Source organism: Ruegeria sp. CDSB086, assembly GCF_059611065.1.
Genome location: NZ_JBXWOV010000005.1, coordinates 1 through 25999, shown reverse-complemented (window position 1 = coordinate 25999; position 25999 = coordinate 1). Strand labels below are relative to the sequence as shown.

The 25999-nt window shown below is 55.7% G+C and carries 25 protein-coding genes; 13 read left to right on the top strand and 12 right to left on the bottom strand.

What is annotated here, in order from left to right:
• The first annotated feature begins 154 nt into the window (after window positions 1–154).
• A complete protein-coding gene (locus AC2FIO_RS11370) occupies window positions 155–1153 on the top strand; it encodes a LacI family DNA-binding transcriptional regulator (RefSeq protein WP_282169436.1) in 999 nt (332 codons plus the stop codon).
• Here the strand turns inward: AC2FIO_RS11370 and AC2FIO_RS11365 are convergent, their stop codons facing one another.
• Complete coding sequence (locus AC2FIO_RS11365; RefSeq protein WP_496697685.1) at window positions 1154–2287, bottom strand: Gfo/Idh/MocA family protein; 1134 nt, start codon at window positions 2285–2287, stop codon at window positions 1154–1156.
• A 39-nt stretch (window positions 2288–2326) separates the two neighbouring features.
• Window positions 2327–3430, bottom strand: a complete 1104-nt coding sequence (locus AC2FIO_RS11360) for a Gfo/Idh/MocA family protein (RefSeq protein WP_496697683.1) — start codon at window positions 3428–3430, stop codon at window positions 2327–2329.
• Between the two features lie 115 nt (window positions 3431–3545).
• On the opposite strand from AC2FIO_RS11360, the gene iolC reads away from it, so the two are divergent.
• The 3 genes from iolC to AC2FIO_RS11345 are packed head-to-tail and all read left to right on the top strand — an operon-like array spanning window position 3546 to window position 6208.
• Window positions 3546–4526 (top strand): 5-dehydro-2-deoxygluconokinase, encoded by a 981-nt coding sequence (iolC, locus tag AC2FIO_RS11355; protein ID WP_282152137.1) that lies wholly within the window; start codon window positions 3546–3548, stop codon window positions 4524–4526.
• 9 nt (window positions 4527–4535) lie between these two features.
• Window positions 4536–5372, top strand: coding sequence for a 5-deoxy-glucuronate isomerase (locus AC2FIO_RS11350; protein ID WP_282119501.1), 837 nt, complete (start codon window positions 4536–4538; stop codon window positions 5370–5372).
• On the top strand, window positions 5369–6208 hold the full coding sequence (locus AC2FIO_RS11345) for a class II fructose-bisphosphate aldolase (RefSeq protein WP_496697680.1): 840 nt from the start codon (window positions 5369–5371) through the stop codon (window positions 6206–6208). Before AC2FIO_RS11350 ends, AC2FIO_RS11345 begins: the two co-directional genes overlap by 4 nt.
• A 9-nt stretch (window positions 6209–6217) precedes the next feature.
• Here AC2FIO_RS11345 and iolB read toward each other — a convergent pair whose 3' ends face one another.
• The 9 genes from iolB to AC2FIO_RS11300 form a co-directional block, all read right to left on the bottom strand.
• Complete coding sequence (iolB, locus tag AC2FIO_RS11340) at window positions 6218–7024, bottom strand: 5-deoxy-glucuronate isomerase (RefSeq protein WP_472725092.1); 807 nt, start codon at window positions 7022–7024, stop codon at window positions 6218–6220.
• Between the two features lie 48 nt (window positions 7025–7072).
• Window positions 7073–8254: a phytanoyl-CoA dioxygenase family protein gene (locus AC2FIO_RS11335; RefSeq protein WP_496697678.1), complete on the bottom strand. Its 1182-nt coding sequence runs from the start codon at window positions 8252–8254 to the stop codon at window positions 7073–7075.
• 48 nt (window positions 8255–8302) lie between these two features.
• Entirely contained in the window at window positions 8303–9202 is a 900-nt protein-coding gene (iolE, locus tag AC2FIO_RS11330; protein ID WP_496697677.1) for a myo-inosose-2 dehydratase, read from the bottom strand.
• On the bottom strand, window positions 9199–11031 hold the full coding sequence (gene iolD / locus AC2FIO_RS11325) for a 3D-(3,5/4)-trihydroxycyclohexane-1,2-dione acylhydrolase (decyclizing) (RefSeq protein WP_496697675.1): 1833 nt from the start codon (window positions 11029–11031) through the stop codon (window positions 9199–9201). The genes iolE and iolD overlap by 4 nt, the downstream gene beginning before the upstream one ends.
• Window positions 11032–11112: 81 nt before the next feature.
• Window positions 11113–11931, bottom strand: a complete 819-nt coding sequence (locus tag AC2FIO_RS11320; protein ID WP_058274555.1) for an ATP-binding cassette domain-containing protein — start codon at window positions 11929–11931, stop codon at window positions 11113–11115.
• A gap of 1 nt (window position 11932) precedes the next feature.
• Window positions 11933–13057, bottom strand: a complete 1125-nt coding sequence (locus AC2FIO_RS11315) for an ABC transporter permease (RefSeq protein WP_058274556.1) — start codon at window positions 13055–13057, stop codon at window positions 11933–11935.
• An 81-nt stretch (window positions 13058–13138) separates the two neighbouring features.
• The gene (locus tag AC2FIO_RS11310; protein ID WP_058274571.1) at window positions 13139–14080 is read right to left on the bottom strand and encodes a sugar ABC transporter substrate-binding protein; all 942 of its coding nucleotides are present in this window, start codon (window positions 14078–14080) and stop codon (window positions 13139–13141) included.
• A gap of 136 nt (window positions 14081–14216) precedes the next feature.
• Complete coding sequence (gene iolG, locus AC2FIO_RS11305) at window positions 14217–15215, bottom strand: inositol 2-dehydrogenase (RefSeq protein ID WP_496697672.1); 999 nt, start codon at window positions 15213–15215, stop codon at window positions 14217–14219.
• Window positions 15216–15291: 76 nt separating this feature from the next.
• The gene (locus AC2FIO_RS11300; RefSeq protein ID WP_472725097.1) at window positions 15292–16194 is read right to left on the bottom strand and encodes a LysR substrate-binding domain-containing protein; all 903 of its coding nucleotides are present in this window, start codon (window positions 16192–16194) and stop codon (window positions 15292–15294) included.
• A 173-nt stretch (window positions 16195–16367) separates the two neighbouring features.
• Here AC2FIO_RS11300 and ugpB point away from each other — a divergent pair, with 173 nt between their 5' ends.
• The 8 genes from ugpB to AC2FIO_RS11260 all read left to right on the top strand — a co-directional run bounded on the left by ugpB (window position 16368) and on the right by AC2FIO_RS11260 (window position 23316).
• Window positions 16368–17678 carry a sn-glycerol-3-phosphate ABC transporter substrate-binding protein UgpB gene (gene ugpB, locus AC2FIO_RS11295; RefSeq protein WP_058277255.1) on the top strand — a complete coding sequence of 437 codons (1311 nt, stop codon included), beginning with the start codon at window positions 16368–16370 and terminating at the stop codon, window positions 17676–17678.
• Window positions 17679–17739: 61 nt separating this feature from the next.
• Window positions 17740–18621, top strand: coding sequence for a sn-glycerol-3-phosphate ABC transporter permease UgpA (gene ugpA / locus AC2FIO_RS11290; protein WP_058274560.1), 882 nt, complete (start codon window positions 17740–17742; stop codon window positions 18619–18621).
• 20 nt (window positions 18622–18641) lie between these two features.
• Window positions 18642–19478, top strand: coding sequence for a sn-glycerol-3-phosphate ABC transporter permease UgpE (gene ugpE, locus AC2FIO_RS11285; protein ID WP_282169689.1), 837 nt, complete (start codon window positions 18642–18644; stop codon window positions 19476–19478).
• 3 nt (window positions 19479–19481) lie between these two features.
• Complete coding sequence (gene ugpC / locus AC2FIO_RS11280; protein WP_496697669.1) at window positions 19482–20537, top strand: sn-glycerol-3-phosphate ABC transporter ATP-binding protein UgpC; 1056 nt, start codon at window positions 19482–19484, stop codon at window positions 20535–20537.
• Window positions 20537–21481 carry a glycerophosphodiester phosphodiesterase family protein gene (locus AC2FIO_RS11275; protein ID WP_496697667.1) on the top strand — a complete coding sequence of 315 codons (945 nt, stop codon included), beginning with the start codon at window positions 20537–20539 and terminating at the stop codon, window positions 21479–21481. Before ugpC ends, AC2FIO_RS11275 begins: the two co-directional genes overlap by 1 nt.
• 190 nt (window positions 21482–21671) lie before the next feature.
• Window positions 21672–22091 carry a hypothetical protein gene (locus AC2FIO_RS11270; RefSeq protein ID WP_282169423.1) on the top strand — a complete coding sequence of 140 codons (420 nt, stop codon included), beginning with the start codon at window positions 21672–21674 and terminating at the stop codon, window positions 22089–22091.
• On the top strand, window positions 22088–22618 hold the full coding sequence (locus AC2FIO_RS11265; RefSeq protein ID WP_282169422.1) for a cupredoxin domain-containing protein: 531 nt from the start codon (window positions 22088–22090) through the stop codon (window positions 22616–22618). Before AC2FIO_RS11270 ends, AC2FIO_RS11265 begins: the two co-directional genes overlap by 4 nt.
• Window positions 22615–23316: an RNA polymerase sigma factor gene (locus tag AC2FIO_RS11260; RefSeq protein ID WP_496697664.1), complete on the top strand. Its 702-nt coding sequence runs from the start codon at window positions 22615–22617 to the stop codon at window positions 23314–23316. Before AC2FIO_RS11265 ends, AC2FIO_RS11260 begins: the two co-directional genes overlap by 4 nt.
• 234 nt (window positions 23317–23550) lie before the next feature.
• Here the strand turns inward: AC2FIO_RS11260 and AC2FIO_RS11255 are convergent, their stop codons facing one another.
• Complete coding sequence (locus AC2FIO_RS11255) at window positions 23551–24717, bottom strand: nucleotide sugar dehydrogenase (RefSeq protein ID WP_282169420.1); 1167 nt, start codon at window positions 24715–24717, stop codon at window positions 23551–23553.
• A gap of 943 nt (window positions 24718–25660) precedes the next feature.
• On the opposite strand from AC2FIO_RS11255, the gene AC2FIO_RS11250 reads away from it, so the two are divergent.
• The coding region (locus AC2FIO_RS11250; protein ID WP_496697662.1) for a sugar transferase at window positions 25661–25999 on the top strand (339 nt) is incomplete at its 3' end.

Sequence of the window (25999 nt, the reverse complement as noted above, 5' to 3'; positions counted from 1 at the left end):
AGTCGGAGGGCTTGAGATTTTCGATGCTTCTTTGCAAGGAACCCAACGTCTTTTCAGTACACCCTTGCAACCGATTGCAAACCCGACGCAATAGGGCGTAGTATTTTCCCATGAATTTGACTGAAAGCCATCCCCGAACCCATCGGTGCCAGCTATGAGTGTGACCCTCAAAGAAGTGGCCGCACTGGCCGGTGTATCTCGCTCTGCCGTATCGCGGACCTTTACCGAAGGCGCATCCGTATCACCAAAGACACGTAGCAAGGTGGAGAAGGCTGCAGCCGAACTGGGGTACAGCCCAAACGCGTTGGCTTCTTCGCTGACAACCGGACGCACCAAGTTGATCGGTTTGATTTCTAACAACTTCCACAACCCCATTTTTCTTGAGGTCTTTGACCAGTTCACCCGCGCTTTGCAGGAACGCGGCCTGCGTCCGCTGATCGTGAACCTGACCGACGAAACCGAGCCGACAAATTCGGTCCGAATGCTGCGGCAGTATTCTGTGGATGCTGCCATCGTCGCCTCATCTACCTTGCCCCCCAGCTTTGCCAAGGCGTTCCACGATGCAGGTGTTCCGGTAGTGCACACTTTCGGTCGATCTGCGACGTCACCTGAGGTGCATGTTGTAGGCATAGACAACGTTGAATGCGGACGCATGGCCGCGCGCGAGCTGTCGTCGCGGGGGTATCGTCGTATCGGCTATCTGGGCGGCCCGAAAGATGCGACATCGGCGATGGATCGGTATCGCGGCTTCATGGAAGAAGTTGAAAAGCACCCGGAACTCGAAGTGACGCATTGCTTCGCAGGCGCCTATTCATTTGAAGCCGGGCGAGAAGAAATGCTTCAGCAACTGGCGGAAGGCCCTGCAGAAGGGTACTTTTGCGGCGACGACATTCTGTCCATAGGTGCCCTGTCCGCATTATCCGATCACGGGCTGAAACCGGGCAAAGACATCGGCATCATCGGCCTGAACGACATGGAGATGTCGCGCTGGGAAAGCGTGAACCTGACGACGATTCATCAGCCGATCAAACAAATCATTACCGCATCCGTCGACCTGGTCGAAGAGATGCTGAAAGACCCCGAGCGTTACCCCGAGGCCCGTATTTTCCCCTGCCGTGTGATCGAGCGGGGCACATTGCGGCCCCGACCCTGATCAGCGAAACATCGGTGGGCGCGCGTCCGTCCATGCCCCGTCATTTTTTGCAGACGCCACTGCGGCATGCACGGCTGCGATCGACCGCACTCCGTCGGCAGGTGTAGGCAGACCATCACGCGCCTCTCCGCGAATAGCGTCGGCAAGATCGCAATAGATGTTGGCCACGGCCAGCGGGAACCCTTCGGGATGGGCAATCGCCACACGGGACAATCGTTGCGCATCGTCGTGAAGACCGCCCTCGCCTTTTTCGATGATCTGTGTACGGCCACCGACAGGCGTATAGATCAATTGATTGGGTTGCTCCGACGTCCAGCGAAGACCTCCGGTTTCGCCAAACACTTGAATATCAAACCCGTGCTGACGCCCAATTGCCACCGAAGAGGTCCACAACCGCCCGACAGCACCGCCTTCGGTCCGGAAGTTGACCATGGCGTCGTCCTCAAGTTCGCGGCTTGAAATCGTAGACGCCATATCTGCAGACAAGGTTTTGACTTCATCGTCACTGATGAAACTGGCCATGTGAAGCGCATGGATACCGCAATCGGCGAATTGGCCAGACACACCCGCCATCGCTGGATCATAGCGCCACCGCACCCGCGGGTTATCGGCGTCAGTCGCGTCGCCATGGTGGCCATGGCTGAAATTTGTCACGACCAGACGCACTTTGCCAATATCCCCGGCGCGAACCATCGCACGCGCCTGGCGCACCATCGGATAAGCGGAATAGCAATAATTCACGGCACAAATCTTGCCCGAGGCCTCTGCAACGCGAACGATCTCTTGGCCCTCTTCCACGGTCATTGTCATTGGCTTTTCGCAAAGCACATTAAACCCGGCTTCAAGGAACGTTTTGGCAATCTCAAAATGGGTGGAGTTCGGAGTGGCGATGGTCACCAGATCAACCCGGTCGGGACGGTCCTTTTCCCCGGCCAGCATTTCCTGCCAGTCGCCATAGGCGCGATCAGACGCCACTCCAAGCCGTTGCGCATATTCTCGCCCAACATCGGGTCGGTGATCCAAAGCACCCGCAGCGAATTCAAACATCCCATCCGCCAACGCTCCTAACCGGTGTGCGGGTCCGATCTGACTGCCTTCACCACCACCAATCATGCCCCATTTCAGCTTTGCCATGGTTCTCGTCTCTCTTAGATGATCTCTTAGTTTTTGTGTTCAGACGGTGCTGACGTCCTGCCACTGCCGCTGCTCTGACGACTTTAGCGCAGCAGCAAGGACGCAGTTGACCTCATGCCCATCTCGGAATGTGGGCCAGATTGATTTGCCCGTGTGAATGGCCTCAAGAAAATCTTTGGCCTCGATGATGATCTGGTCCTGATAACCTGTTCCATGACCGGGGCCTTGACAGAAAGGCTCGTAGTCGGGGTGCGCCGGACCCGTCAGGATCTTAGTGAAACCTCTTTCTTCCTCTGGTCCTTCGCGTCGATAAAGCCACAGGGCGTTCTGATCTTCCTGATCAAACCGGATTGCGCCTTTGGTGCCTGTAATTTCATAGGCATAGCCCATCTTTCGACCTGTCGCGATGCGGCTGACATAGATATTGCCCATCGCGCCACTGGCAAACCGGCACATGATTTGCGCGTGGTCATCATTGGTGACGGTGCCGCCTGGGCGCTCAGTATGAACCGTTTCGACTTCGGCCATAACCTCGACAATCGGACCGATCAGGGCCAAAGCACCGTTGACCATATGTGGGGCAAGATCTCCGATCGTGCCGTTGGCCATTCCGGACGTCCGCCATGTGGCCGGGGCGTCAGGGTCGGCATAGAAGTCCTCAGTATGCTCGCCGCGAAACCAGGTTATGTCCCCCAATTCACCGTTGGCTATCAACTGACGGGCAAACTGTGTTGCGGGCGTTCTGACGTAGTTGAACCCGACCATATTGGTGACGCCCGTGGCCTCGGCCGCGGCAACCATTGCGCGCCCATCATCCAAAGAAGATCCGAGGGGTTTTTCGCACAACACAGGCTTGCCCAAGGCTAACGCGGCCTCTGCAATCTGTCTGTGCGTTGTTTGAGGCGAGGCAATCACGACAGCATCCACTGCCGGGTCATTGACCAGCACTGACCAATCCGAGGTCGCGCGACGAAAGCCGTAAGCCGCGCGGTATCGCTCGGCGCTTTCGGGCGTGGAGGCGCAGATCATCTCAAGTCGTGGCCGCAAGGCTGTGTTAAAAACTGGGCCTACGGCTGACATCGCGACTGAATGAGCTTTGCCCATATAGCCACCGCCGATTATTCCAATTCCGATTTCAGGCATCTGCAACGGCTCCGAACAATGTATTTGCAACCGGTTGCAAAATCAGTATCGTGTGAATCGATTCAACGCAAGGACCAACGATCCTCGCCAGCCCATTTTTGCCGGAGGACATGACGTGAGCGCTTTGATAGACGGTATCAAAGGAAACCGGTTTGCGGTCTTTGGACGCGCGGGCATGGACCTGTATGCCGATCCCGTTGGTGTTAAAAGCGAAGACGCCGACATGTTTCACGCCGATCTGGGTGGTTCATCGGCAAATATCTGCGCGGGGCTGGTCAAACTGGGCAGCCAGGCATCCTTGATCACTTCGGTCTCAGATGATGCGGTTGGCCGCTTCTGCCTGAATAAACTTGCTCACTACGGTGTAGACACATCCTATATCCGCGTCGTCGGTGGTGAATACCGCATGTCTCTGGCCGTTTACGAAAGCCGGATCGAAGAATTTCAGAATGTCATCTACCGCAACGGAGCAGTCGACTTTCAGGTGACCGAGGATGACATGAACAAGGTCGACTACGGCAAATTTTCAGCCGTGATATCTGCCGGAACGGTGTTTGCCGCTGAACCCTCGCGCAGCGCCACGTTTCGGGCGTTCGAAAACGCCCGAAAGGCGGGTTTGCCGGTAATATTTGACATAGACTACCGCCCGTACAGTTGGCCATCACCTGAGGTTGCTGCCGAAGTCCTGTCGCGCGCGGGCGAAGCAAGCGATCTAATCGTCGGCAATGACGAAGAATTTGGTTTCATGGCAGGCGGCATCGACAAAGGCTTCGCCAAAGCCAAGGAGTTGGCGGCGAAACCGGGCCGGATCGTGATCTACAAGATGGGCGAAAAAGGCGCGGTAACTCTGGTGGATGGGCAGGAAATCGAAACCGGCATCTATCCCGTCACCGCAGTCAAACCCAACGGTGCTGGCGACAGTTTCATGGCCGGCCTGCTGGCCTCGATCGCCGCTGGAAGCGAGCCTAAAGAAGCGGTTATGCGCGGCTCGGCCTGTGCCTCGATCGTCGTGTCCAAGCCCGGCTGCGCTCCGGCCATGCCAACAACTCCGGAACTGGACGCATTTCTTGCGGCCAATCCCGGCCCAACGACATAGGAACCCCTCATGCACATCGCTCCCTATGACAATCAGAACAAACCGATCGTCGACGCCGATGATCCAACGGTTCCGCTGAACTACTTCAACATCGTCAAACTGAAAAAGGGCGAAGCGTTTGAATATCAGGTGCCCGGTTATGAGACGTGTATCGTGCCCGCCACGGGCAGTGTCGATGTCGACGTAGAAGGCGAGCAGTTCGCCAAGCTGGGCAAGCGGGGCGAAGACGTCTGGGATGGGGATCCGGAAGGCGTTTATGTTCCGGTCGGCGCTAAGGTCCAACTGGTCTGCGTGTCGGATGAAACCGAAATCTTCATAGCGGGCGCCAAGTACGACAAGGTACTGGATCCGTTCGATGTGCGTGAACACGACCTTGTGCAATACGGCAGCGACGACACTAAAACGCATCGCAAAATCAAACACATCCTCGGCCAGAAACAGCACGACAAAGTGGGTCGTCTGCTGATCAGTGAGCTGTTCACCGTGGGTCAGGGCGGCTGGTCCGGCTTCCCCAGCCACAAGCATGACACGAACCGTCTGCCCGACGAGACGCGGCACGACGAGACCTACAATTTCCGTTTCAAACCCAACTGGGGGTCGGGCCTTCAGATGTTGCAGCGTGAGGATAACGAACCGGGCGACGCCTATCACATCGTCGACGGCTCAACGATCTGCATCGACAAGGGCTATCACCCCTGCTGTGTTCTGCCGGGATACGAGATGTACTATTTCACCATCCTTGGCGGTCTGACTCAGCGTTCGCTGGTCCAGTACTTCCAACCAACCCATGCCTATCAGGTCGAGACCATTCCGGGCATCAAAGACATGATTGCCAAATTCAAATGACACTCGCCACACTCAAAGACGTCCTCACCCCTGCATACGAAAACGGCTACGCTGTTGGCGGGCTTGTTACACTGGGATGGGAGGATATGCGCGCCTATGTAGCCGCAGCCGAGGCGGAAAATGCGCCGGTGATCCTTCAGGCTGGTCCAAGCTGCCGCGAACACACGCCCCTGCCTGTTCTGGGCAAGATGTTTCGCTTCCTGGCCGAGAATGCCTCGGTTCCGGTCGTGGCCCATCTGGATCACGGTTATACATTCGAAGACTGCAAGATCGCATTGGACAGCGGGTTCACATCGCTCATGTTTGACGGGTCACGCAAGCCGCTGCAGCAAAACATCGACGAAACTGCTGCCATTGCCGAAATGGCGCATGCGGCCGGTATTTCCTGCGAAGGTGAAATCGGCTTTGTCGGCTATTCCGGCGGCGAAGGATCGAACGGGACAGACCCAAACGAGGCCGCGCAGTTCGCTCGTGAAAGCGGCGTGGACGCAATGGCCATCTCAGTCGGAAACGTTCATCTGCAACAAAACAAAGAAGGCGGATTGGACGAGGCTCGCATCGCCGAAATCGACGCTGCGACAAATGTTCCGTTGGTCATTCATGGCGGTTCTGGCGTGCCTGTGGAACAACGCAGCCGGTTGGCGCGGGAAACGTCGATCTGCAAGTTCAATATCGGTACCGAACTGCGCATGGCATTTGGTAACGCGCTGCGCGAGGCAGTCAACCGAGACCCTGACAGATTTGACCGCGTGACGATCCTGAAGGAGACCCAAGACCCGGTCGAGGCGGCAGCCCGCATGGTCATTCGGGCCTTTAGTTCCCCTGCGCAAAGGTAGGCGTGGGCGTTACGCGTCGCGCTCCATGATCCATTCAACTTCGGGGGCCGGAACAAAGCGCCATTTGCGCAGCGGTCCGGCCATAACGTTCAGATAATACATCTCGAACCCATAAGGTGCGCCGCATGGGTGATGACCGCGGGGCACGCAAACAACATCGCCATCGGATACAGCCATAGTCTCATCCAACTGCCCATCATCGGTATAGACACGCTGAATCCCGAACCCGTTTGCCGGGTTCAGACGGTGGTAGTAGGTCTCTTCCAGATAGGTGATCCGCGGAAAATCATCTTCATCGTGTCGATGGCTGGGATACGATGACCAATGCCCGTTTGGCGTAAACACTTCGGTCACCAGCAAGCTATCAGCATAGTCCTCATTCTCCATCGCGATGTTGTTGATATAGCGCGTATTTACGCCCTTGCCGCGCTCGGTCAAAGTAATGCCTTCGGGGCCGATGCGTCGCGCAGAGTGGCCACTCTTGCCCGGGGCTGTACACACCGCAATCACGCAATCCGTTTCGGCTGTGGCCGTCCATTCTGTGCCGTTCGGCAGATAAAGACAGTGCGGCGGCGTCTTCTCAAAAACGTTCATCCGATCGCCCAGAACACCCCAGTCCCGCTCAGCTCCGGCGATGCGGGCCTTGCCTTCGACCATGACCAGAATGACCTCGCGATCACCCGTTGCCTCGGCCACTGTATCGCCTGCCCGAAGGTGGTAAAGACCAAACCCCACATAGCGCCACCCGGCACTGGCCGGAGTGATGTCATGCACTTTACCTCTGGTCCCAAAGGGCTTTTTGAGCAGGTCGGCCATGTGTTTTTCTCCGTGTGGGGCGGGCTTGGAATGCCCGCCCGTATTCCTTCAGGCACCTTGCCTTGTTTGCAGCGCCGAGAATGTCTCGGCCAATTGTTGTTCGGTCCATCCTTCAGACACAGCACGACGCAAAATGTCGGCCTGACTTTCCGGGGCGTTGCCACCGACCGGAGGGTCCGTATCCAGATTGGTAGGGAACGGATATCCCTCTGCCGTGGCGGCGATGACTGCATCCAGTTCGGCCCCGAACAGCTCACCACGTTGTTTCAACGCAATAAGCGAAGGAAACACCGTCTCAGACATGGACCGCCGGTCAACAGTTTCCATCGCGCGACCAAATGCGGATGAGATTTGCAACAGGTTCGCCATTCGGTCGATATCCGCACTGCGATTTTCACCAGCCGCATGGAACAGTGCCGGGTTGAAGAACACAGCATCCCCCTTGTCCAGCGCCAGCTGGATATAGCAGTCTTCGAAATGCGCGCGGTGGCCCTCGTCATGAAACGCCAGGTAACCCGGCGGATAAATCTGCGAGAACGGCAGCAGCTTGGTTGGCCCGCTTTCGACTGGCATGTCGCAATGGGCAATCGCCCCCTGCAATGTCAGTGATGCCGTAACAAGATGTGCGTGCACTGGATAGCGCGCAGCACTTTCTGCGCTCTGAAATCCAAGGTGGTAATCCCTGTGAGCCTGCTGCGCTTTACCGCCTGGACGCACTTGATTGATCTGTGACGTGACCTGATAGTTTGGCCCCAACCACGCCTCGCAGGCTGCAGCAACAGCCGTGTTCCCGAAATAGAGGGCAAAACCCTCGGGGTCGCGCAGACATTGCTTTTGCAGGGCGTTCCAGATCCGATCATTGGCCCCGGACGCCGCAAAGTGGTCACCCTCTCCCGCGCCGCTTTGTCTTTCGTCAACTATGATCTGGCGAAAGACATCGGTTGCGCGGTCAATTACGGAAGTATCGGCGAACGCACGTTTCAGAACGATCACGCCCGACGATTTGTCCAAAACATGTCCCCACTCGGCCAGCAGAGCCTTGCGCTTACCTACGTTTTCCAGCGCAGGGCGCAGCTCGTCCATGTCATAGACTGGAACGTTCTTTTCGATCGTGGCGGCGTTCGGGACGACATCGGCTGTAAGGTTCTGCGAGGTCAACACCTTGAATTCATCCAGATCACAGGATTCCCGGTCGAAATAGCCGACAAAACCTAGCTGCTGATTTACCATGATCTTCTCCTTTTCATGGCTTCGGTGTTAACCCCGTAGGGAGATTTGTTACGCCTGGACCTCCAATCCTGCCTGTCCACAGACGTCGAGAATGTGCTCATAGCCTTTCTTGGAATATTCGTATGGCGGAGCCTTGGCCGGGTCCTGTTCGGCCTCCACAACGATCCATCCGTTGTAATCCAAGGATTTGAGCGCATTCGCCACGGCCTGAAAGTCGATACACCCGTCACCTGGTACGGTGAATGCTCCGGCGACGACCGCATCGAGAAAGCTGCGATCATTCTCCTTTACGTCCTGCACCACAGCCGGGCGGATATCTTTGAAATGCACGTGATGCACACGATCGCCCCAGCGTTTGAGGGTCGCCATCACATCGCCGCCGCCAAACAACAAGTGTCCAGTGTCAAAGCACAGGTTCACCTCCTGGCCCGAACCTTCCATCAACCAGTTCACGTCATCTTCGGTCTCGATGACGGTACCCATGTGATGGTGATAGGCCATCGGCATCCCCTGATCGGCCATCCATTTGGCCAGCTCGGTGATCTTGGCTGCATAGGCCAATACTTCGTCTTTGGTCAGCCTGGGCCGGTTGTTCACCGGCGTACCCGCTTGGCCCTGAACGGTGTTTGAGCATTCGGCATAGACGATGCACGGGCTGTTCAGGGCGACAAACTGCTCAACCTGTTCCCGCACAGCCTCACGTTCTGCAGCGAAATCATTGACCAGCGAGGCACCCGAGCACCACCCGCCGCAGAGCGCGATATCATTGCCTTCCAGATAAGCACGCAACCCTTCGGTATCGCTGGGCATCCGCTGACCACGCTCCGCACCGGTGTATCCGATTTCACGCGCCTCTTTCAGCGCCTGTTCCATCGTATACGCCGCGGTCAGGTCCGGCAGGTCATCATTCTGCCAGGCGATCGGAGAAATCCCGATTTTCACGCTCATTTCGTGTTTCTTTCCTTGATCGCCAGCTCATAGGCCGCGCGTTTTTCGTTCACTTCGGGGCGGATGCTGACTTCCGGAACCGCCACTTCCCACCACGTCCCGCCGTATTCGGTCGAGGGGTACGGATCGGTGTCGATGACCACCACATAAGGACCTTTGATATCGCCACGCTTGGCAAGCGCGTTTTCCAGTTCCGCAATCGAGCTGACCTTGACCGAGGTCGCGCCCATTGCCGCGGCGTGGGCCGCGAAATCGATGGCCGAGGGGTTCTCGTGCACAGCATGATCCAGCAGATTGTTAAACTCGGCTCCACCTGTGCCCATCTGCAGACGGTTGATACAGCCAAAGCCGCGATTATCGGTAATGACCACGGTGAACGAGATGCCCATCATCGCAGCCGAAGCCATTTCCGAGTTCGCCATCATATAGGTGCCATCGCCGGTAAAGCAGATCACATCGCGATCCGGTTGCGCCATCTTGATGCCCATCGCACCAGCAATCTCATACCCCATGCAACTGAAGCCATATTCCATGTGATAGGCACCCGGACGCGGGGCCTTCCACAGCTTGTGCAGTTCTCCGGGCATGGTGCCCGCCGCGCACATGACGACAGTATCGTTGTTCGAGGCTCGCTGAACCGCACCAACCACCTGCATATCGGTCGGCAGCGCATTGCCGTCGCCAGGGGCATCGGTCAGTTTGTCGACCTTGCCGTACCAATCCGCCTTAAGCGTATCTGCCACAGGATCGGCACGGTATCCTTGCAAAGCCGAACCCAGCTCATCAAGCCCAACGCGCGCATCTGACTGCAGGGGCATCGCGCCGTGCTTTTCAGCATCATAGGCAGCGGTATTCAGGCAAATCATTTCGCGCTGTGGGTTCGAAAACAAACCCCATGAGCCGGTCGTGAAATCCTGCAGGCGAGAGCCAACTGCCAATACCAGATCAGCCTCAGCGCAGACCGAGTTTGCCGGTTCGCCACCGGTCACGCCCACGGGTCCAAGGTTCAGTGGATGATCCCATGCCAGGGCGGATTTGCCTGCCTGTGTCTCGGTGATCGGGATATTGTGCGTTTCCACGAAACTCTGCAACGCGTCCGTCGCGCCCGAATAGTGAACTCCGCCCCCGGCCACGATGACCGGGCGCTTTGCCGCTTTGATGGCAGCGACGGCGCGGGCCAGTTCGCCTTCGTCGGGGCGAATGCGACGCTGATACCAGACGCGGGGCTCAAAGAAGCTTGCAGGATAGTCGTAGGCCTCGGCCTGAACATCCTGACAGAAGGCCAGTGTTGCCGGTCCGCAGTCGGCCGGGTCCGTCATCGTGCGGAAAGCCCTTGGCAGTGCGGTTAGCAGATGCTCCGGCCTTGAGATGCGGTCGAAGTAACGGCTGACAGGTTTGAAACAGTCGTTCGCGCTGACCGTTCCGTCCCCAAAGCTCTCGATCTGCTGCAATACAGGGTCGGGACCACGCGTTGCGAAGATGTCCCCGGGGATGATCAGAACCGGCAACCGGTTCACATGTGCCAAGGCGGCGGCTGTCACCATGTTGGTCGCGCCCGGTCCGATGGACGACGTCACCGCCATCGCGCGCGTGCGCCGCATCTGCTTCGCATACGCGATAGCACAATGCGCCATCGTCTGTTCGTTGTGGCCGCGATAGGTCGGCAGGCTGTCTTTTACAGCATGCAGCGCCTCACCCAGGCCAGCCACGTTGCCGTGGCCGAAAATAGCCCAGACACCTGCGATAAACGGCTCTCCGGCCTCGTTCATCTGCGCGCCCAAGTAGCGGACCAGAGCTTGCGCTGCGGTCAGTCTGATAGTTTTGCCCATATTGATCCCTTTCAACTCAAGGCCACCCGGCCAGTCCGTTGAATACCAGTTTTTCGAAAGCTGGGTCTGCGCGGGACCGCGTCAGACCGTTCCGCCCAAAGACCCTTCCAGCTGGGCCAGTTCCTGCCCACCTGCCATCAGGTCCTGTAGTTCTTCGGGCGAAATCTCACCCCGTTTGGCAGTGCCCAGAGTTTTACCCCGGTTCAACACTGTAAACCGATCGCCGACCGCCAGCGCGTGCCGAACATTGTGGCTGATAAACACCACACCCACACCCTGACTGCGCACTTTGTCGATGGTCGCCAAAACGTTCGAAGTCTGGCGCACGCCAAGAGCCGATGTCGGTTCGTCCAAAATCAAGATTTTAGCGCCAAAATGCACGGCCCGTGCAATCGCAACCGTCTGACGCTCACCACCTGACAACGTACCCACAGCCTGATCGGGACCACGCAAGTTGATACCCATTTTGCGCATTTCTTCCATGGTGATTTCGTCGGCCAACTTCTTGTCGAAAAAGCTGATCCCGGCGACTTTGCGCGTGGGTTCATTGCCCATGAAGAAGTTGCGGCTGACGCTCATCAGCGGGATCATAGCCAGATGCTGGTGTACTGTTGCGATCCCGGCTTCGATGGCATCACGCGGGTCCTCAAAATGCATGGGTTTGTCTTCAAAGATGATCTCGCCAGCTGTCGGCTTATGGACCCCGGACATCGTCTTGATGAAGGTCGATTTACCTGCACCATTGTCACCCAGAAGGCAGTGACACTCACCCGGCTTCAGATCAAAGCTGACCCCGGCTAGAGCAATCACAGAGCCAAAGTGCTTTTCAATGTCGATCATCCGGATAATCGGATCCTGACCCTGCACATCACCGTGATGGAAATTGGTATCTTCGGTCATCTCAGCGTTCTCCTGTGATGATGCGACGGATGTAAGTGTTCAGGATCACGGCACCCAAAAGGATCACGCCCAGGAACACCCGGAACAAAGAGCTTTCGACCCCGGCAAAAAACAGCCCCTGCTGCACCACGCCAAAGATCAATGCCCCAAGCGCCGCCCCAAGGACCGAGCCATAACCGCCGGTCAGCAGCGCACCGCCGATCACCACGGCGATGATTGCCTCGAATTCCTTCAGCAACCCGCGATCTGCACCGGCGGAACCGAATTCCATAACCTGACAGGTCGCAAAAACCGTCGCGCAGAAGGCGGTGAACATGAACATCAGAACTTTGACTCTGTTCACCGGAACACCCGAGTTTCGCGCAGCCTCAGCGTCACCCCCCGAGGCGAAGATCCAGTTGCCAAACTTTGTTTTGGTCAGAAGCACATGGCCGAAGATGATAAGCGCGATGGCCCAAATAATCAGCATGGGGATACCGTCAACCACCGGCTGACCCTCGCGCGTGCCGCGTTCAAAAGTTCCGATTAGGTCATTATCACCCAACCAGACGAAAAAGCCCTGCCCTATCTTGCCGCCAAACACCGATGCCAGCCAATCGCCCTCGGCTACATCCCGAATGCCGCCAATGATTGTTTTCCGCTCGATTGTTTGCGGCAGAAAAATGGTAAAACCACGCAGAATAAACAGGAAGGCCAGTGTCACGATAAAGCTGGGCAATCCGGTGCGCACGACGATAAAGCCGTTCAGCGCCCCAATTGAGACGCAAAGTACAAAGGTCACCATGATGGCAATCCAGACCGGCCAGCTAAGAGTAACCGAGAAAATCGCGATCATCATGCCTGCGAACCCGATCATGGAGCCGACGGAAAGGTCAAACTCCCCCGCGATCATAAGCAAACAGGCACCAACTGCGATAATCATGAACTGCGCGGAAACCACGGACCAGTTCATCACGCCCTGGCTGGTGAACATGCCGCTGTCAAAAGCGAACAGCAGGAAAAACGTGAATACCGCGACTGTGCCAACCATTCCGCCCAATTCGGGGCGTATCAGGGCCTGGCGTAGAGGTGATATCTCTTTTACCCGCTCGTCACCACCGACTGCGGATTGCGCTGACTCAGCCATTGTTGCCTCCTTGGCGCGTTCGTCTGAATGCTTGCATCAGGTGGTGCGGACACACGTCATGCGTCCGCACCGTCTTGAAGATCAGCGGTATTCGCCCGCGAACTCTTCGATCTTTTCCAACCCGTCAGCGGTCACGAAACCGGGGCCTGAGTTGATGTTGTTGCCCGGCAGAACGCCGTAGCGGTGGTAGTTCGTCATCACGACGACTGGCAGGTAGGCCTGCAGGAAGGGCTGCTGGTCGATGCCCCACTGGATCACACCACTTTTGATGCCTTTGACGATTTCACCACCCAGATCGAAGGTGCCGAAGTAAATGTCACCGGCCATGCCATTTTCTTCCAGCGCCAGAATGGTTGGGTCAGCCGATGTCGGGCCAAGTGTCAAAACGGCTTCCGTTTCGGGGTTTGCCGACAAGTAGGCCAGAACTCGGTTCTTGATCTCGGCCGGGTCTTGACCCGCGTCGATCATCTGCTCACCCAGTTCAATGCCCAGACCGTCTGCAAAGCCCTGGCAGCGTTCTTGGCTGGATGGCTGCACGATATAGTGGTTCACGCACAGGAACGAGCCGATGCCATCGTCTTTGGCGCGCTGGCCAGCGGCCAATCCAGCGTCATATTCCGGCTGGCCGACATACATCAGCGCACCAACTTCGCGCGCCTTTTCCGGCGTGCCAGTGTTCATGATGATGACGTCGATACCGGAATCCACGGCGGCTTTGATCGGACCTTCCAAAATGTCCGGGTCGGCCAGCGTAGTGATGATACCATTGGGTCCCGAAGCTGCGGCTTGATCGATGATCCGCGCCATGTCGGCAAGGTCACCGGTAGGCGGGTTGCGATATTCGACCTCAACACCCATCTGATCGCCCGCCAGGGCAATACCGTTTTTGATGGTGTTCCACCAGCTGTCACTGTCCGGAGCATGGCTGACCAGAATATACTTCTCGCCTTCTGCCGCAACGCCTGTGGCGCCGGCAAATGCGACTGCGCTGGCCATCAGCACACCTTTAACGATTTTTTTCATTTCCATTCCTCCCAATAGAAAATTCAATCTTGGTGCCGGGTCTGCCCGGCCATTCGGCTAAACCGAATCTCGTCTGCTCCGATCGGTGACCGGGCTTCCTTCAGTTTCCGGAAATCCGATCATTTTGCAACCGGTTTCAAAAAACTTCCTCCATCGCCACGGGCCTTCCGGACTTCGCCGAGCGCGTTGCGGCTTCGGCCATTGCCAACGCCGCGACACCATCCTCAAGTGTTACCGGCACGTCCGAGCCGGACTGAATGGCACGCGTAAACGCATCCCATTCGGCGCGGTAAGCGGCCATGTAGCGCTCAAGAAAGAAGTATGTTGGCTTCGCTCCGGTCACACCGTCGGCCGTTGATTTAACAATTGAATTCTCAAGGACATTATGCGCCTGCAAAAGGCCTCTTGAGCCTAGCAGTTCGACCCGTTGATCATATCCGTATGCTGCCCGCCGCGAGTTCTTGATAACAGCGAGGCTACCATCCGCGTAAGCCATTGTTACCACAGCCGTATCCACGTCACCGGCCTGCCCTATTTCCGGATCGACGACCGAGGTTCCCACGGCTGAAATGGTGACAGGAATTTGCCCCGTCAGGTAGTTGGCCATATCAAAATCATGAATCATCATGTCCCGGAACAACCCGCCCGATACCTTGACATAACTTACCGGAGGCGGCGCCGGATCAAACGACGTAATGGACAAGAGTTCAGCTTTACCGACCTCGCCCGCATCATAGGCGGCTTTGAGCGCCTGGAAATTTGGGTCGAAGCGACGGTTGAAGCCAAGCATGACCGGTTGACCAGTCGCGCCCGCGGCTTTTTGACAAATTTTTGCTCGCTCAAGGTCCAGATCGACGGGTTTTTCGCACAGGACCGCTTTGCCGGCCTGCGTTGCCGCTTCGATCAAGTCGGAATGCGTATCTGTCGGCGTTGCGATCAGAACCGCATCAATCGTAGAATCACCGATAATCTCGTCAGAGCTTTGCACCCTGGCCCCGTACTCAGCAGCCAATCCAACAGCGGCATCATTCACCGCATCTGAAATAGCTGTCAATTCGGTTTTGGGGTGTGCCGAAATCGCTTCCGCATGCACGCGACCAATACGTCCGGCCCCCAGCAATCCGATCTTCAACATACGGTCCCCCGAATCAATTCTCAGGTGACACAATCAATATTTTTGCAACCGGTTGCAAGAATTAATTTCGACGGCCCTATTCTGCTTTGAAAGGCTCTAGGCTGTCTCGGAACTGCTCGATGAATTCCAGCGTCACCAGTGAAGGTTGTTTCAAAATCGGGCGAACAAGCGAGAGAGTATGCGGCAAGAATGGCTTGAACGGTCGATAGCTTAATCCGTGCGCTGCGTATTGGACGGCGTCAAGTTCGCTCACGACGGAGACGCCAACGCCCTTCACGGCCAATTCACATGCCGCAGTGAACTGCCTGACTTCTATATGGGAATTTAACTCCACATTGGCACTTTGAAACGCTTTTGAGAGCCGCCCGAAAAAGTCGCTGTCGCGTCGTGTGTGGATAATTTTGCTGTTTACAAGGTCCGTCGGTGTAACCTCAGAGAGGTTTTCCAATTCACTTCCGGTGGGGAACACACAAACCGTCCGGACCTCGATATCCCAGCTTTCGACAGCGGGGTGACCGTTAAAGCTGTCGGTGATCCCGAAATCATACTGCTCGCCGATCATCCATTCAAGAATGCGCTCAGGTCTGTCAGGTTCGATCGTCAGGGTGACGCCGGGTCGATCCTTCAAGAATCTGGCGACAACATCAGGCAAATGGCTGGTGGCGAACCCGGGCAGGCATGCAACACGGATGTGCCCTGCTTTGCGCTGTGTGATGTCCTGGCTGACGTCAGAGATTTGCCTCATAAGTTCCAGAACACGCTCGACGCTGGGCAAAAGATACCGAACCTCCTGCGTCGGTACCAACCGGCCTTCGCGGCGATCGAAAAGCTGAAACCCAAGTGACTTTTCAAGATCCGAAAGCAACCTGCTGACGGCTGGCTGGCTCACCCCCAGGTCGGTCGCTGCCGCCGTGACAGAGCCGTTGGTTGTTACAGCCATAAGAGCTTCTAACTGCCGGACCCTAAGAATTTGACTCATTACCGATCCCAATCTGCCGCCCTCGCCTCATAACACTATGTTATTTTTTTATCCAGTAAATTGGGCTTGAATTATATTTCTGTAACGTTAACGTCGTGAAATCGTCATGTGTGCCGTTTACCCGTTGCGGTCGGTATTCAACGAAGCATCGAACCTGATGCATGGGAGGAATCATGAAAAAGAATTTTCTCGGCGCTCTCGCCGTAACAACTGCATTGTCCCCAGTGGCGGCAATGGCACAAACCGAGGTTCAGTTCTGGCACGCCTTTACCGGCCGCCTTGGTGAGCTTGTCAAAGCCCAAGTGGAAGAATTCAACGCCAGTCAGGACGAGTATGTCGTGGTTGAAAGCCACAAGGGCAACTACTCGGAAACCCTGAACGCAGGCATTGCTGCCTTCCGCGCCGGTGAGCAGCCGCAAATCCTGATGGTATTCGAGGTCGGCACGGCAACGATGATGTCAGCCGAAGGTGCGATCAGGCCGGTCTACGAAGTGATGGCTGAAAGTGGCGCGTCTTTTGATCCCGACGCGTATATTGGTGCCGTCAAAGGATACTATACAACCACTGACGGGGACATGCTTTCGCTGCCCTTCAACTCATCCACGCCAGTTCTTTGGGTCAACCGAGACGCGTTCGAAGCGGCCGGCGTTGATCCAGACACGGATCTGTCCACCTGGGAAAAGGTTGGAGACGTACTTGAACAGCTCAAGGCCGGGGGCGAAGACTGCCCGCTGGTCACCGCATGGCAGAGCTGGATCCATCTTGAAAACATGTCGGCCTATCACGACGTTCCGTTTGCATCGCAGGATAACGGTTTTGCCGGTCTGGATACAGAGCTGATGCTGAACGGTCCGGCGCAGGTGGCACACCTGACCGCGATGGGTGACTGGGCCAAGGATGGCAAGTTCATCTATACCGGCCGCAGAAACGAAGGTGGCGCGAACTTCCGGTCAGGTGAATGCGCATTGTTCACTGAAAGTTCGGCAGGTTACGCGGGCATCAAGGCAGAGGCCGAATTCGATTTCGACGTCCGTCCGCTGCCCTACTGGGAAGCCGTCACAAGTGAGCCGCAGAACACCATAATCGGTGGCGCATCCCTTTGGGTAATGGAAGGTCATGACCCTGAGGAGTACAAGGGCGTCGGAGAGTTCCTGAGCTTCCTGTCATCGTCCGACGTGCAGTCGGCCTGGCACCAGAACACCGGCTACCTTCCAATCACGGCCGAAGCGGGTGATGCGACACGTGCGGCAGGTTTTTATGACGAAAACCCCGGCACCGACATCGCTGTGATCCAGATGACCGCGAAAGAGCCGACCGCAAATTCCAAAGGTCTGCGTCTAGGATCATTCGACCAGATCCGCGGTATCATCGACGAAGAGCTTGAGGCCGTCTGGGCCGGTGAGAAAACTGCTCAGGAAGCGATGGATAGCGCGAAGGAACGTGGTGACGCACTGCTGCGCCGCTTCGAATCCGCCAATCAATAAGTCATAACTTCATGCGGGCCCTTTTCGGGCCCGCATTATCTTTCTTCGGTGGAAATTCAGGATGGAAAAACGCGTCACCTTTCGCGGCTGGCTATTGCCATTGGCGCTGATCGCCCCACAGGTCATCATTTCCGCCGTCTTCTTCTTTTATCCCGCCGGCCAGGCGGTTTGGCAGTCCCTGTTCATTCCCGACCCGTTCGGTCTGTCGTCGCAGTTTGTGGGGCTCGGCAACTTTGAGTTCCTTCTGAGCGACAAGTATTATCGCGCATCTTTCGTCACAACCGCCGTGTTTTCGACGCTTGTGACGCTCTGCTCAATGATACCAGCACTATTTCTGGCAGTTATCGCGGACAGACTCATTAAAGGTTCGGGTGTTTATCGCACATTGCTGATCTGGCCTTATGCCGTGGCCCCCGCCGTGGCAGGTGTGCTGTGGCTGTTCATGTTCAATACACGCGTTGGCGTTGTGGCGTGGTACCTCAGCCAGCTTGGCTATGACTGGAACCATGTCCTGAACGACACCGAAGCTATGGGGTTGGTTGTTGTCGCCTCGGCCTGGGGCCGCATCAGTTATAACTTCCTGTTCTTCTTTGCAGCGCTGCAATCCGTTCCCCGCTCGGTCATCGAAGCGGCGGCGATTGACGGCGCGCATTTCTGGCGCCGGTTCTTCACGATTGTGCTGCCGCTGCTGTCCCCGACTGCATTCTTCCTGCTGGTGGTAAACGTTGTTTATGCCTTCTTTGAAACCTTCGGGGTGATCCACACGATCACCGGCGGCGGCCCGCAACAGGCGACAACAATCCTGGTCTACAAGGTCTTCTCAGATGGGTTTGTCGGGCAAGATCTTGGGTCATCTTCGGCGCAATCTGTTATCTTGCTGATTGTTGTCGGCCTACTGACCGTCATTCAGTTCAAATACGTGGAAAAGAGGGTGCATTACTGATGGCAGCCCAACAACACGGAATGGTCGAAAAACGCGGCGTAGGCATATGGTTTACCCATGCATTCATGATCCTAGGCGTTTTGATCGTCTTTTTCCCGATCTGGCTGGCCTTTGTAGCCTCGACCGTGACCCAGGCAGACATCGTTTCGCCACCTATGCCCGTAGTGCCGGGTGATCAGTTCTGGGTGAACTACAAAGCGGCGCTGTTCTCGGGTGTAAACGTGCCCGTTGCGACGATGCTGTTCAACAGCCTGGTGATGGCAATTGGCATCGCGGTGGGCAAAATCATCATCTCGCTGCTGTCAGCGTTTGCGATTGTCTACTTCAAGTTTCCAGGCCGTACGACGTTTTTCTGGCTGATCTTCCTGACCCTGATGCTGCCGGTCGAGGTGCGGATTGTTCCAACCTTCGAGGTAGTTGCCGGGTTTGGCATGCTCAACAGTTATTACGGTCTGATCTTTCCCCTGATCGCTTCGGCAACGGCGACCTTCCTGTTCCGTCAGTTCTTCCTGACGATCCCTGATGAACTGGCCGAAGCTGCCCGCGTGGATGGCGCGCGACCGATGCGGTTCTTCATCGACATCGTGGTGCCCATGAGCCGGACCAATATCGCGGCGCTGTTTGTGATCTTGTTCATCTACGGCTGGAACCAATACCTGTGGCCGCTGCTGATCACGACAGACCCTGAAATGAACACCATCGTGATGGGCATCAAGCAGATGTTCCCGTCGGGTGATGATTTTGCGCATTGGCCGACGATCATGGCGACCTCAATTCTGGCAATGATCCCGCCGGTCATCGTGGTGGTGTCGATGCAAAAGCTCTTTGTCCGCGGCCTTGTCGATAGCGAGAAATAAGAAATGGCAACAGTAACCCTAGAGAACGTCAAAAAGAGTTTTGGCCCGACGGATGTGATCCACGGTATTGATGTCAATATCGCAGACGGAGAGTTCATCGTGATCGTCGGCCCCTCGGGCTGCGGTAAATCCACGCTGCTGCGAATGGTGGCGGGGCTGGAAACGGTTACGTCCGGGGACATCCGGATAGGTGAGGAACGGGCCAACGACAAAGAGCCTATGGATCGGGACATCGCGATGGTGTTCCAGAACTATGCGCTCTACCCGCACATGTCCGTGCGTCAGAACATGGGTTACGGCCTGAAGATTGCCGGACTTCCCAAAGATCAGATCGATCAAAAGGTGACAGACGCGGCCAAGCTATTGCAGTTGGAACCTTTGCTGGATCGTAAGCCCAGACAACTGTCTGGCGGTCAACGCCAAAGGGTGGCCATGGGCCGTGCCATTGTCCGCGAACCAGCAGTCTTCCTGTTTGATGAGCCGCTCTCGAACCTCGATGCCAAACTGCGTGTTCAGATGCGCCTGGAAATCCGTGAGCTCCAGGAAAAGCTTGGAGTCACCTCCCTGTACGTTACGCACGACCAGGTCGAGGCCATGACGATGGCGGACAGGATGATCGTGATGAATGGCGGTATCGCCGAGCAGATTGGAACGCCACTGGAAGTTTACGAAACACCCAGAACTCTGTTCGCGGCGCAGTTTATTGGCAGCCCTGCGATGAACGTGTTTGATGCCCGCCGTGAAAACGGGACGGTCAAGATCGGAGAAATCGAGGTTGGCGCATCTCAGGGGCCTGATATCGCAGTAAAGTTGGGGATACGACCAGAACATCTGTTGTTGGATGAAAACGGTCCGCTGGAAGCTACGATTCAGATTGCGGAACCGTTGGGGGCAAACACACTATTGCACGGTCAGCTCAAAGGCTCTGGCAGCGCGATTACGATAAGCCTTCCAGGTGTCCACCCAATCGAAGGCCAGCATCCGAACATGCGGTTTTCGATCACCTCAGAGAATATGCACCTGTTTGACCATTCAACCGGTGAAAGGCTGCAAAGCTGATGACGTTTCCACAGGTTGAAGCCTTTCGTGGCGGTGAAAACCTGATCCGGGTTGTGGGGCATCGGGGCGCACGCGGCGTTTTACCCGAAAACAGCATGATTGGCTTTGACTTTTCGCTGTCCATCGGCGTCCCGCTCCTGGAATTTGATGTCGTTCTGACCGCAGATAGCGTTCCGGTCATAACCCATAACCACCGACTGCACGCACCGACATTTCGAGACGCCGATGGTCGATTTTTGGTGGGAGAAGAACTAAAGGTTTCCTCGTTGACCGTCGAACAGATGCAGCAATTCGACATCGGACGGTTGGATGGGCATTCGGCCTATGGTCGTCGTTTCCCAGACCAGGCCCAAATGGACGGTGTTCGTGTTCCAACGCTGATGAACCTGCTGGAACTGGTCGATGACCCAAAATACCGCGATGCCTGTCTGATGCTCGAACTAAAGTCAGATCCTGATTTGGCACATGATGCGGTTTACAGACAGAGCTTCGTCGGCCGGGTTCTTCAAGACGTTCGCGCCAAGGGTTTGTCGTCGCGTGCGGTTCTGCACAGCTTTGACTGGAATCTCTTGGAAGAATGTCAGCGACAGGCCCCCGATATGCCGTCTTCGTACCTGACGCAGCTTCCCGATAACGCGGACGATGTGGGCGAGGATTCATCAAAAGCAGTTTGTCCGGACTTTCGCGGCCGTCGCGATGAAATTCCAAAGTTGGTCAAAGAAGCGGGCGGTGCTCTTTGGTGTCCGTATTTTGCGGATGTGACTGTTGAAAACGTGGTTCTTGCCAAGAAGCTGGGCCTGTGCGTCGCAGTGTGGACTGTCAATGAACACGAAGACATCGACAAGATGATTGATCTGGGCGTGGACGCAATCGTGTCTGACTATCCCGGACGGGTTCAAAGGCATCTGTCGGATTTGGGCATAAGGTGGAGTGCCATCCACTAGCAAAGCTAGTCTAGGCATGAACGTCGCAAACACATTCCTGATCACTCGGAAACCCCGCGCAGCTGCCCACAATACGGTTGGCCATCAAAAACCATCGAAGAAACTTGGGAACCTTTTCGCGCGCTGCGCATCCAATAACACAGGTGCCAATTGTGACGCACCGGATGTGAACTATGAAAAGGACAAGCCCATGACTAAAATCTCTGTGTCTGCAATCGGACTGTTGTTCGCCACCACAACGCTTGCCGCTGCGCATGACGAAAAGGCTCTTATGAATGCGCCCGCCGGTGATCCTTATGTGCAAGTGAGCGACGTGCTTCCTTTGCCGGAATTTATCCCGGGCCTTGGCAAGCTGTTTGTAGACCCGGCCACCCTGCCCGCTGGTCCGTTCCTGGCTTATGATCGCGATGGGCAGTTGTCGGCAACGGTCTATATGACCCCGCTTGACGATCTGCAGAACGGAGTTTCATTCGACGGGCTGGGTCTGGGGTCGCACACTGTCAGTTCGACAGATGTTTACTTCAACGCCGGTCACCCCGGGGTGGAAAAGCCCCACGCACATGTCGTGCTGTTCCATGATGAGGGGGCAAAAGAACGGCTGGCCGAATGATCTGCACGCGACGCCATGCGCTGTGGCTCGCAGGTGGCGCGATCGCTACCTGCGCAGTCACACGATCATCAGGTGCACAAACAGTTATCAATGTTGAAATGCGCGGCAGCGCGCGTGGCGAGAGGGTCTGGTTTGATCCCTTGGGCCTGTCAGTGGCACCGGGCTCCACCATCCGTTTCACCAACCGAGACCCGGGAAACAGCCATACGGTGACCGCCTATCACCCCAAGGTTTATGACCGAATGCGTCGCATTCCTGCGGCGGCGGACCCCTGGGACAGCGACTTTCTGCTGCCCGATGCATTTTTCGAGGTCACTCTGACAGCTCCCGGGGTGTACGATTACTATTGCCTGCCCCACGAAATGGCGGCGATGGTCGGCCGCATTGTGGTGGGGACCCCCGCCGATGCGGGTTGGGAAGGAGCCTCGGAAGATCAAAGCGATGTATCCGATCAGGTTTTGGAGGCCTTGCCATTGGCACAGGAAATAATCGCGAAAGGTAACATCAAGCGAAAGGACGGATCATGACGGTCGGGACAAGTCACGCGAAGGAAGCCCGATACGGAACAGCTAAATCCGAAGCAGAGCTTGTGGCCGGCGCCCGGAGCGGAAACGAAACGGCGGTCCGTGAACTTGTCCGGCGTCTGAACCCGCGTCTGTTCCGCGTTGCCCGAGGCATTGTTGATACAGATGCCGAGGCCGAAGACGCGCTGCAAGAGGCCTATATGTCCGCTTTCAGCAAACTGGACAGTTTTCAGGAACGGGCAAGCTTTTCGACTTGGATAACCCGGATCGTCATCAATAACGCGCGCATGCAACGCAGACGTTTTCGGCCAGAGGAAGAGTACGACACCGTTGAGGAGACCCACCTGTCTCGGGTCCTGACATTTCCCGGTCAAAATTCGGAACTTCCCGATGCCGCCATAGGTCGGGCACAACTCCGCGGATTATTGGAAACCGCGGTTTCGGAACTGCCACCCGATATGCGCCTTCCGTTTTTGCTGCGGGAATCCGAAGATATGAGCGTTATGGCCATCGCCCGTGAGCTTCAGATCAATCCGATCACAGTAAAAACGCGCCTATTCCGCGCCCGTCGCCGACTGCGCTCAGCGCTTGAACGACAGGTTCGTGGTGGATTCGAAGCGATCTTTCCATTCGGAGGCAAGCGATGCGCAAATATGACAAGCCGCGTGATCGTGCACCTGCGGGCTAACGGCCAACTCTGAGTATCAACTAACTGGGGATCACGGAACCAACCAAAGCGGAAGATCTGATCTATCATCAATCTGGGCACGATGAACGACCACACAAGATCCAAAGCAGACGGTCAAGTGATCCATCGGCTGTTAGCCAGTGATATCCTGCACTTTCATGACAAGCTCACACCAATTGCGGTGGTTTTCGATGTCACACTACCGGCCCTGTTCGTCAGCTATCGTGAAACACTTGATCTCGGGCGTTCAGTCAGCCCCAAAAAGATCGCGGGTGAAAACCTTAGCAGACACATCTGCGATCTCATCTGTCAGCCGGTTGGTCACGATCAGGTCCGCTTCGGCCTTAAAGGCTTCAAGGTCAGAGACTACCGGACTTCTGAAAAAGTCATCGTCCTCTAGAACCGGTTCATAGACGATGACCTTGATACCCTTGGCTTTCAACCGCTTCATGATCCCCTGGATCGAAGACTGTCGGTAATTGTCCGACCCCGCCTTCATCACAAGACGATAGATGCCGACCACTTTGGGACCTTTCATCAGAATCTGGTCGGACAAGAAATCCTTGCGGGTGCGGTTTGCGTCCACGATGGCGCGGATCAGGTTTTGCGGGACGTGGTTGTAGTTGGCCAGCAGCTGCTTGGTGTCTTTGGGCAAGCAATAACCGCCATAGCCAAAGGAAGGGTTGTTGTAATGCGCACCAATGCGCGGATCGAGGCTGATGCCTTGGATGATCTGACGAGTATCCATACCACCCGCCATTGCATAACTATCAAGTTCATTAAAGAACGCTACGCGCATCGCGAGGTAAGTATTGGCAAAAAGCTTGATCGCCTCAGCCTCATCCAGATTGGTAAACAGGATTTCGACATCATTCTTCCTTGCCCCTTCAAGGAGCAAATCCGCAAATACACGCGCCCGCTCAGAACGTTCGCCAACGATGATACGGGACGGGTACAGATTGTCGTAAAGCGCGCGCCCCTCACGAAGGAACTCGGGCGAAAAGATCACCTGTTCGGTCTCCATTCGGGCACGCAAGTCGCGCACAAAACCTACGGGAATAGTGGATTTGATAACGATCGTGGCGGTGAGATTCACCTGCAGAACTTCGGCCACAACGGCTTCGACACTGGACGTATCAAAGGAATTGGTCTTCGGATCATAGTTCGTGGGCGTCGCGACGATAACGTAATCCGCATCTTCATAAGCTGTGCTGCCATTTGTGGTGGCGCTGAGGCCCAGCTCGCGGGTGGCAAGAAGCTCTTCTAGGTCGGGATCTACAATCGGGCACTGGCCGTCGTTTACCATCTGCACGCGCGCCTCAGAGATATCGACCGCCGTAACCTCATTATGCTGCGCCAAAAGCACCGCATTGGACAGCCCCACATAACCGAGGCCAGCAACTACAATTTTCATGGCATTCATCCGAAGAAGACAGGAAGGTAAAAATACGCTGATCTTTTGTCGACTGGGTCTTGGGGGCGATTGTCGAAAAAACCACAGAGGATAACAGGAGCAATGAGCATCGCGCACAATCTCGAACAGTAAGAACTAACAGTGAAGTCTGCTTATAGATGCCTTTTGACCGAGACAACCCGGGACCTAATTTCGATACTAAAAAGCCTCCGGGTATGGCCTTTGTCAGATTTTAGTGCCGACTGATGTTGTCACATACCTTTCTTGTACAAATTGGGGGCTTTATCCGAGAGGTATCTGTCGAAGGTAGCGCCTCTGGGCCGGATTTCCGAGGCTTACCGGTCAAAGCTCTTGGCCATGAAGTTCTGACTGATGTACCTCACACCGAGCATCTTATTTAGACGCGGTTCCGGCCGTCGTTGGCTTAAGCTGCGTGGCATTCTTACGCGGCTGGATGACCTAACGCGGATACGATCGACGCAAACCATTATCCAATCAAAACAGATCGGCGAGGATCCTCCCCTTTTTTGCTGAGCTGTACGACGGTCAATTTACGGTCATGCGTTTTGCGGTGGAATAATAACTCACCACTTCCAGCTATCAGGATGGGTTCAGGTGGGGAATTCGTACCTACCCTTTTATGCAACATAGCAGGTGAAATGCATCGACATATGGGCCGAATCCGATTGACAACTATTGACAACCTCACGAAGAGCTTACTAAGCGATTAACGAAAACTCATCCCTCTTTGCGTGTGTAATAAAAGATTATGATCAGGTTCTATTGTAGAGATGTTTGATTCCAGTTTTTCTGAGGATGATAGCTCTGGTTCGATTGGTAAGCGTCGTTTTTCCAGCCCTTTTCGTAGTTTTGTGTTTCAGATTGTTAAGCGGGCGTTTGATCTTTTGATCAGTGCGCTTTTCCTGCTACCTTTGATGTCGTTATGCGGTGTACTTTTGTTGATATTGAACCCGTTCTGGAACAAGGGACCGCTTTTTTTGCGCAAGAGCGCATGGGCCAAAACTGCAAACCTTTCACGGCGTACAAGTTTCGCTCGATGCGCCCGGCTCGGAAGATCGAGCGCAGCGCGGATTGCCCGCTTGAGGAAGACAGGATCACGCCGCTGGGCCGGTTCCTGCGTCGCAGCCGTCTGGATGAGTTACCACAAATCATCAATGTTTTCAAAGGTAATATGAGCCTGGTCGGACCTCGTCCGGATTACATTGAGCATGCGCGTATGTACTTGTTGCAGGTGCCTGGATACCAGGAACGTCACGACGTT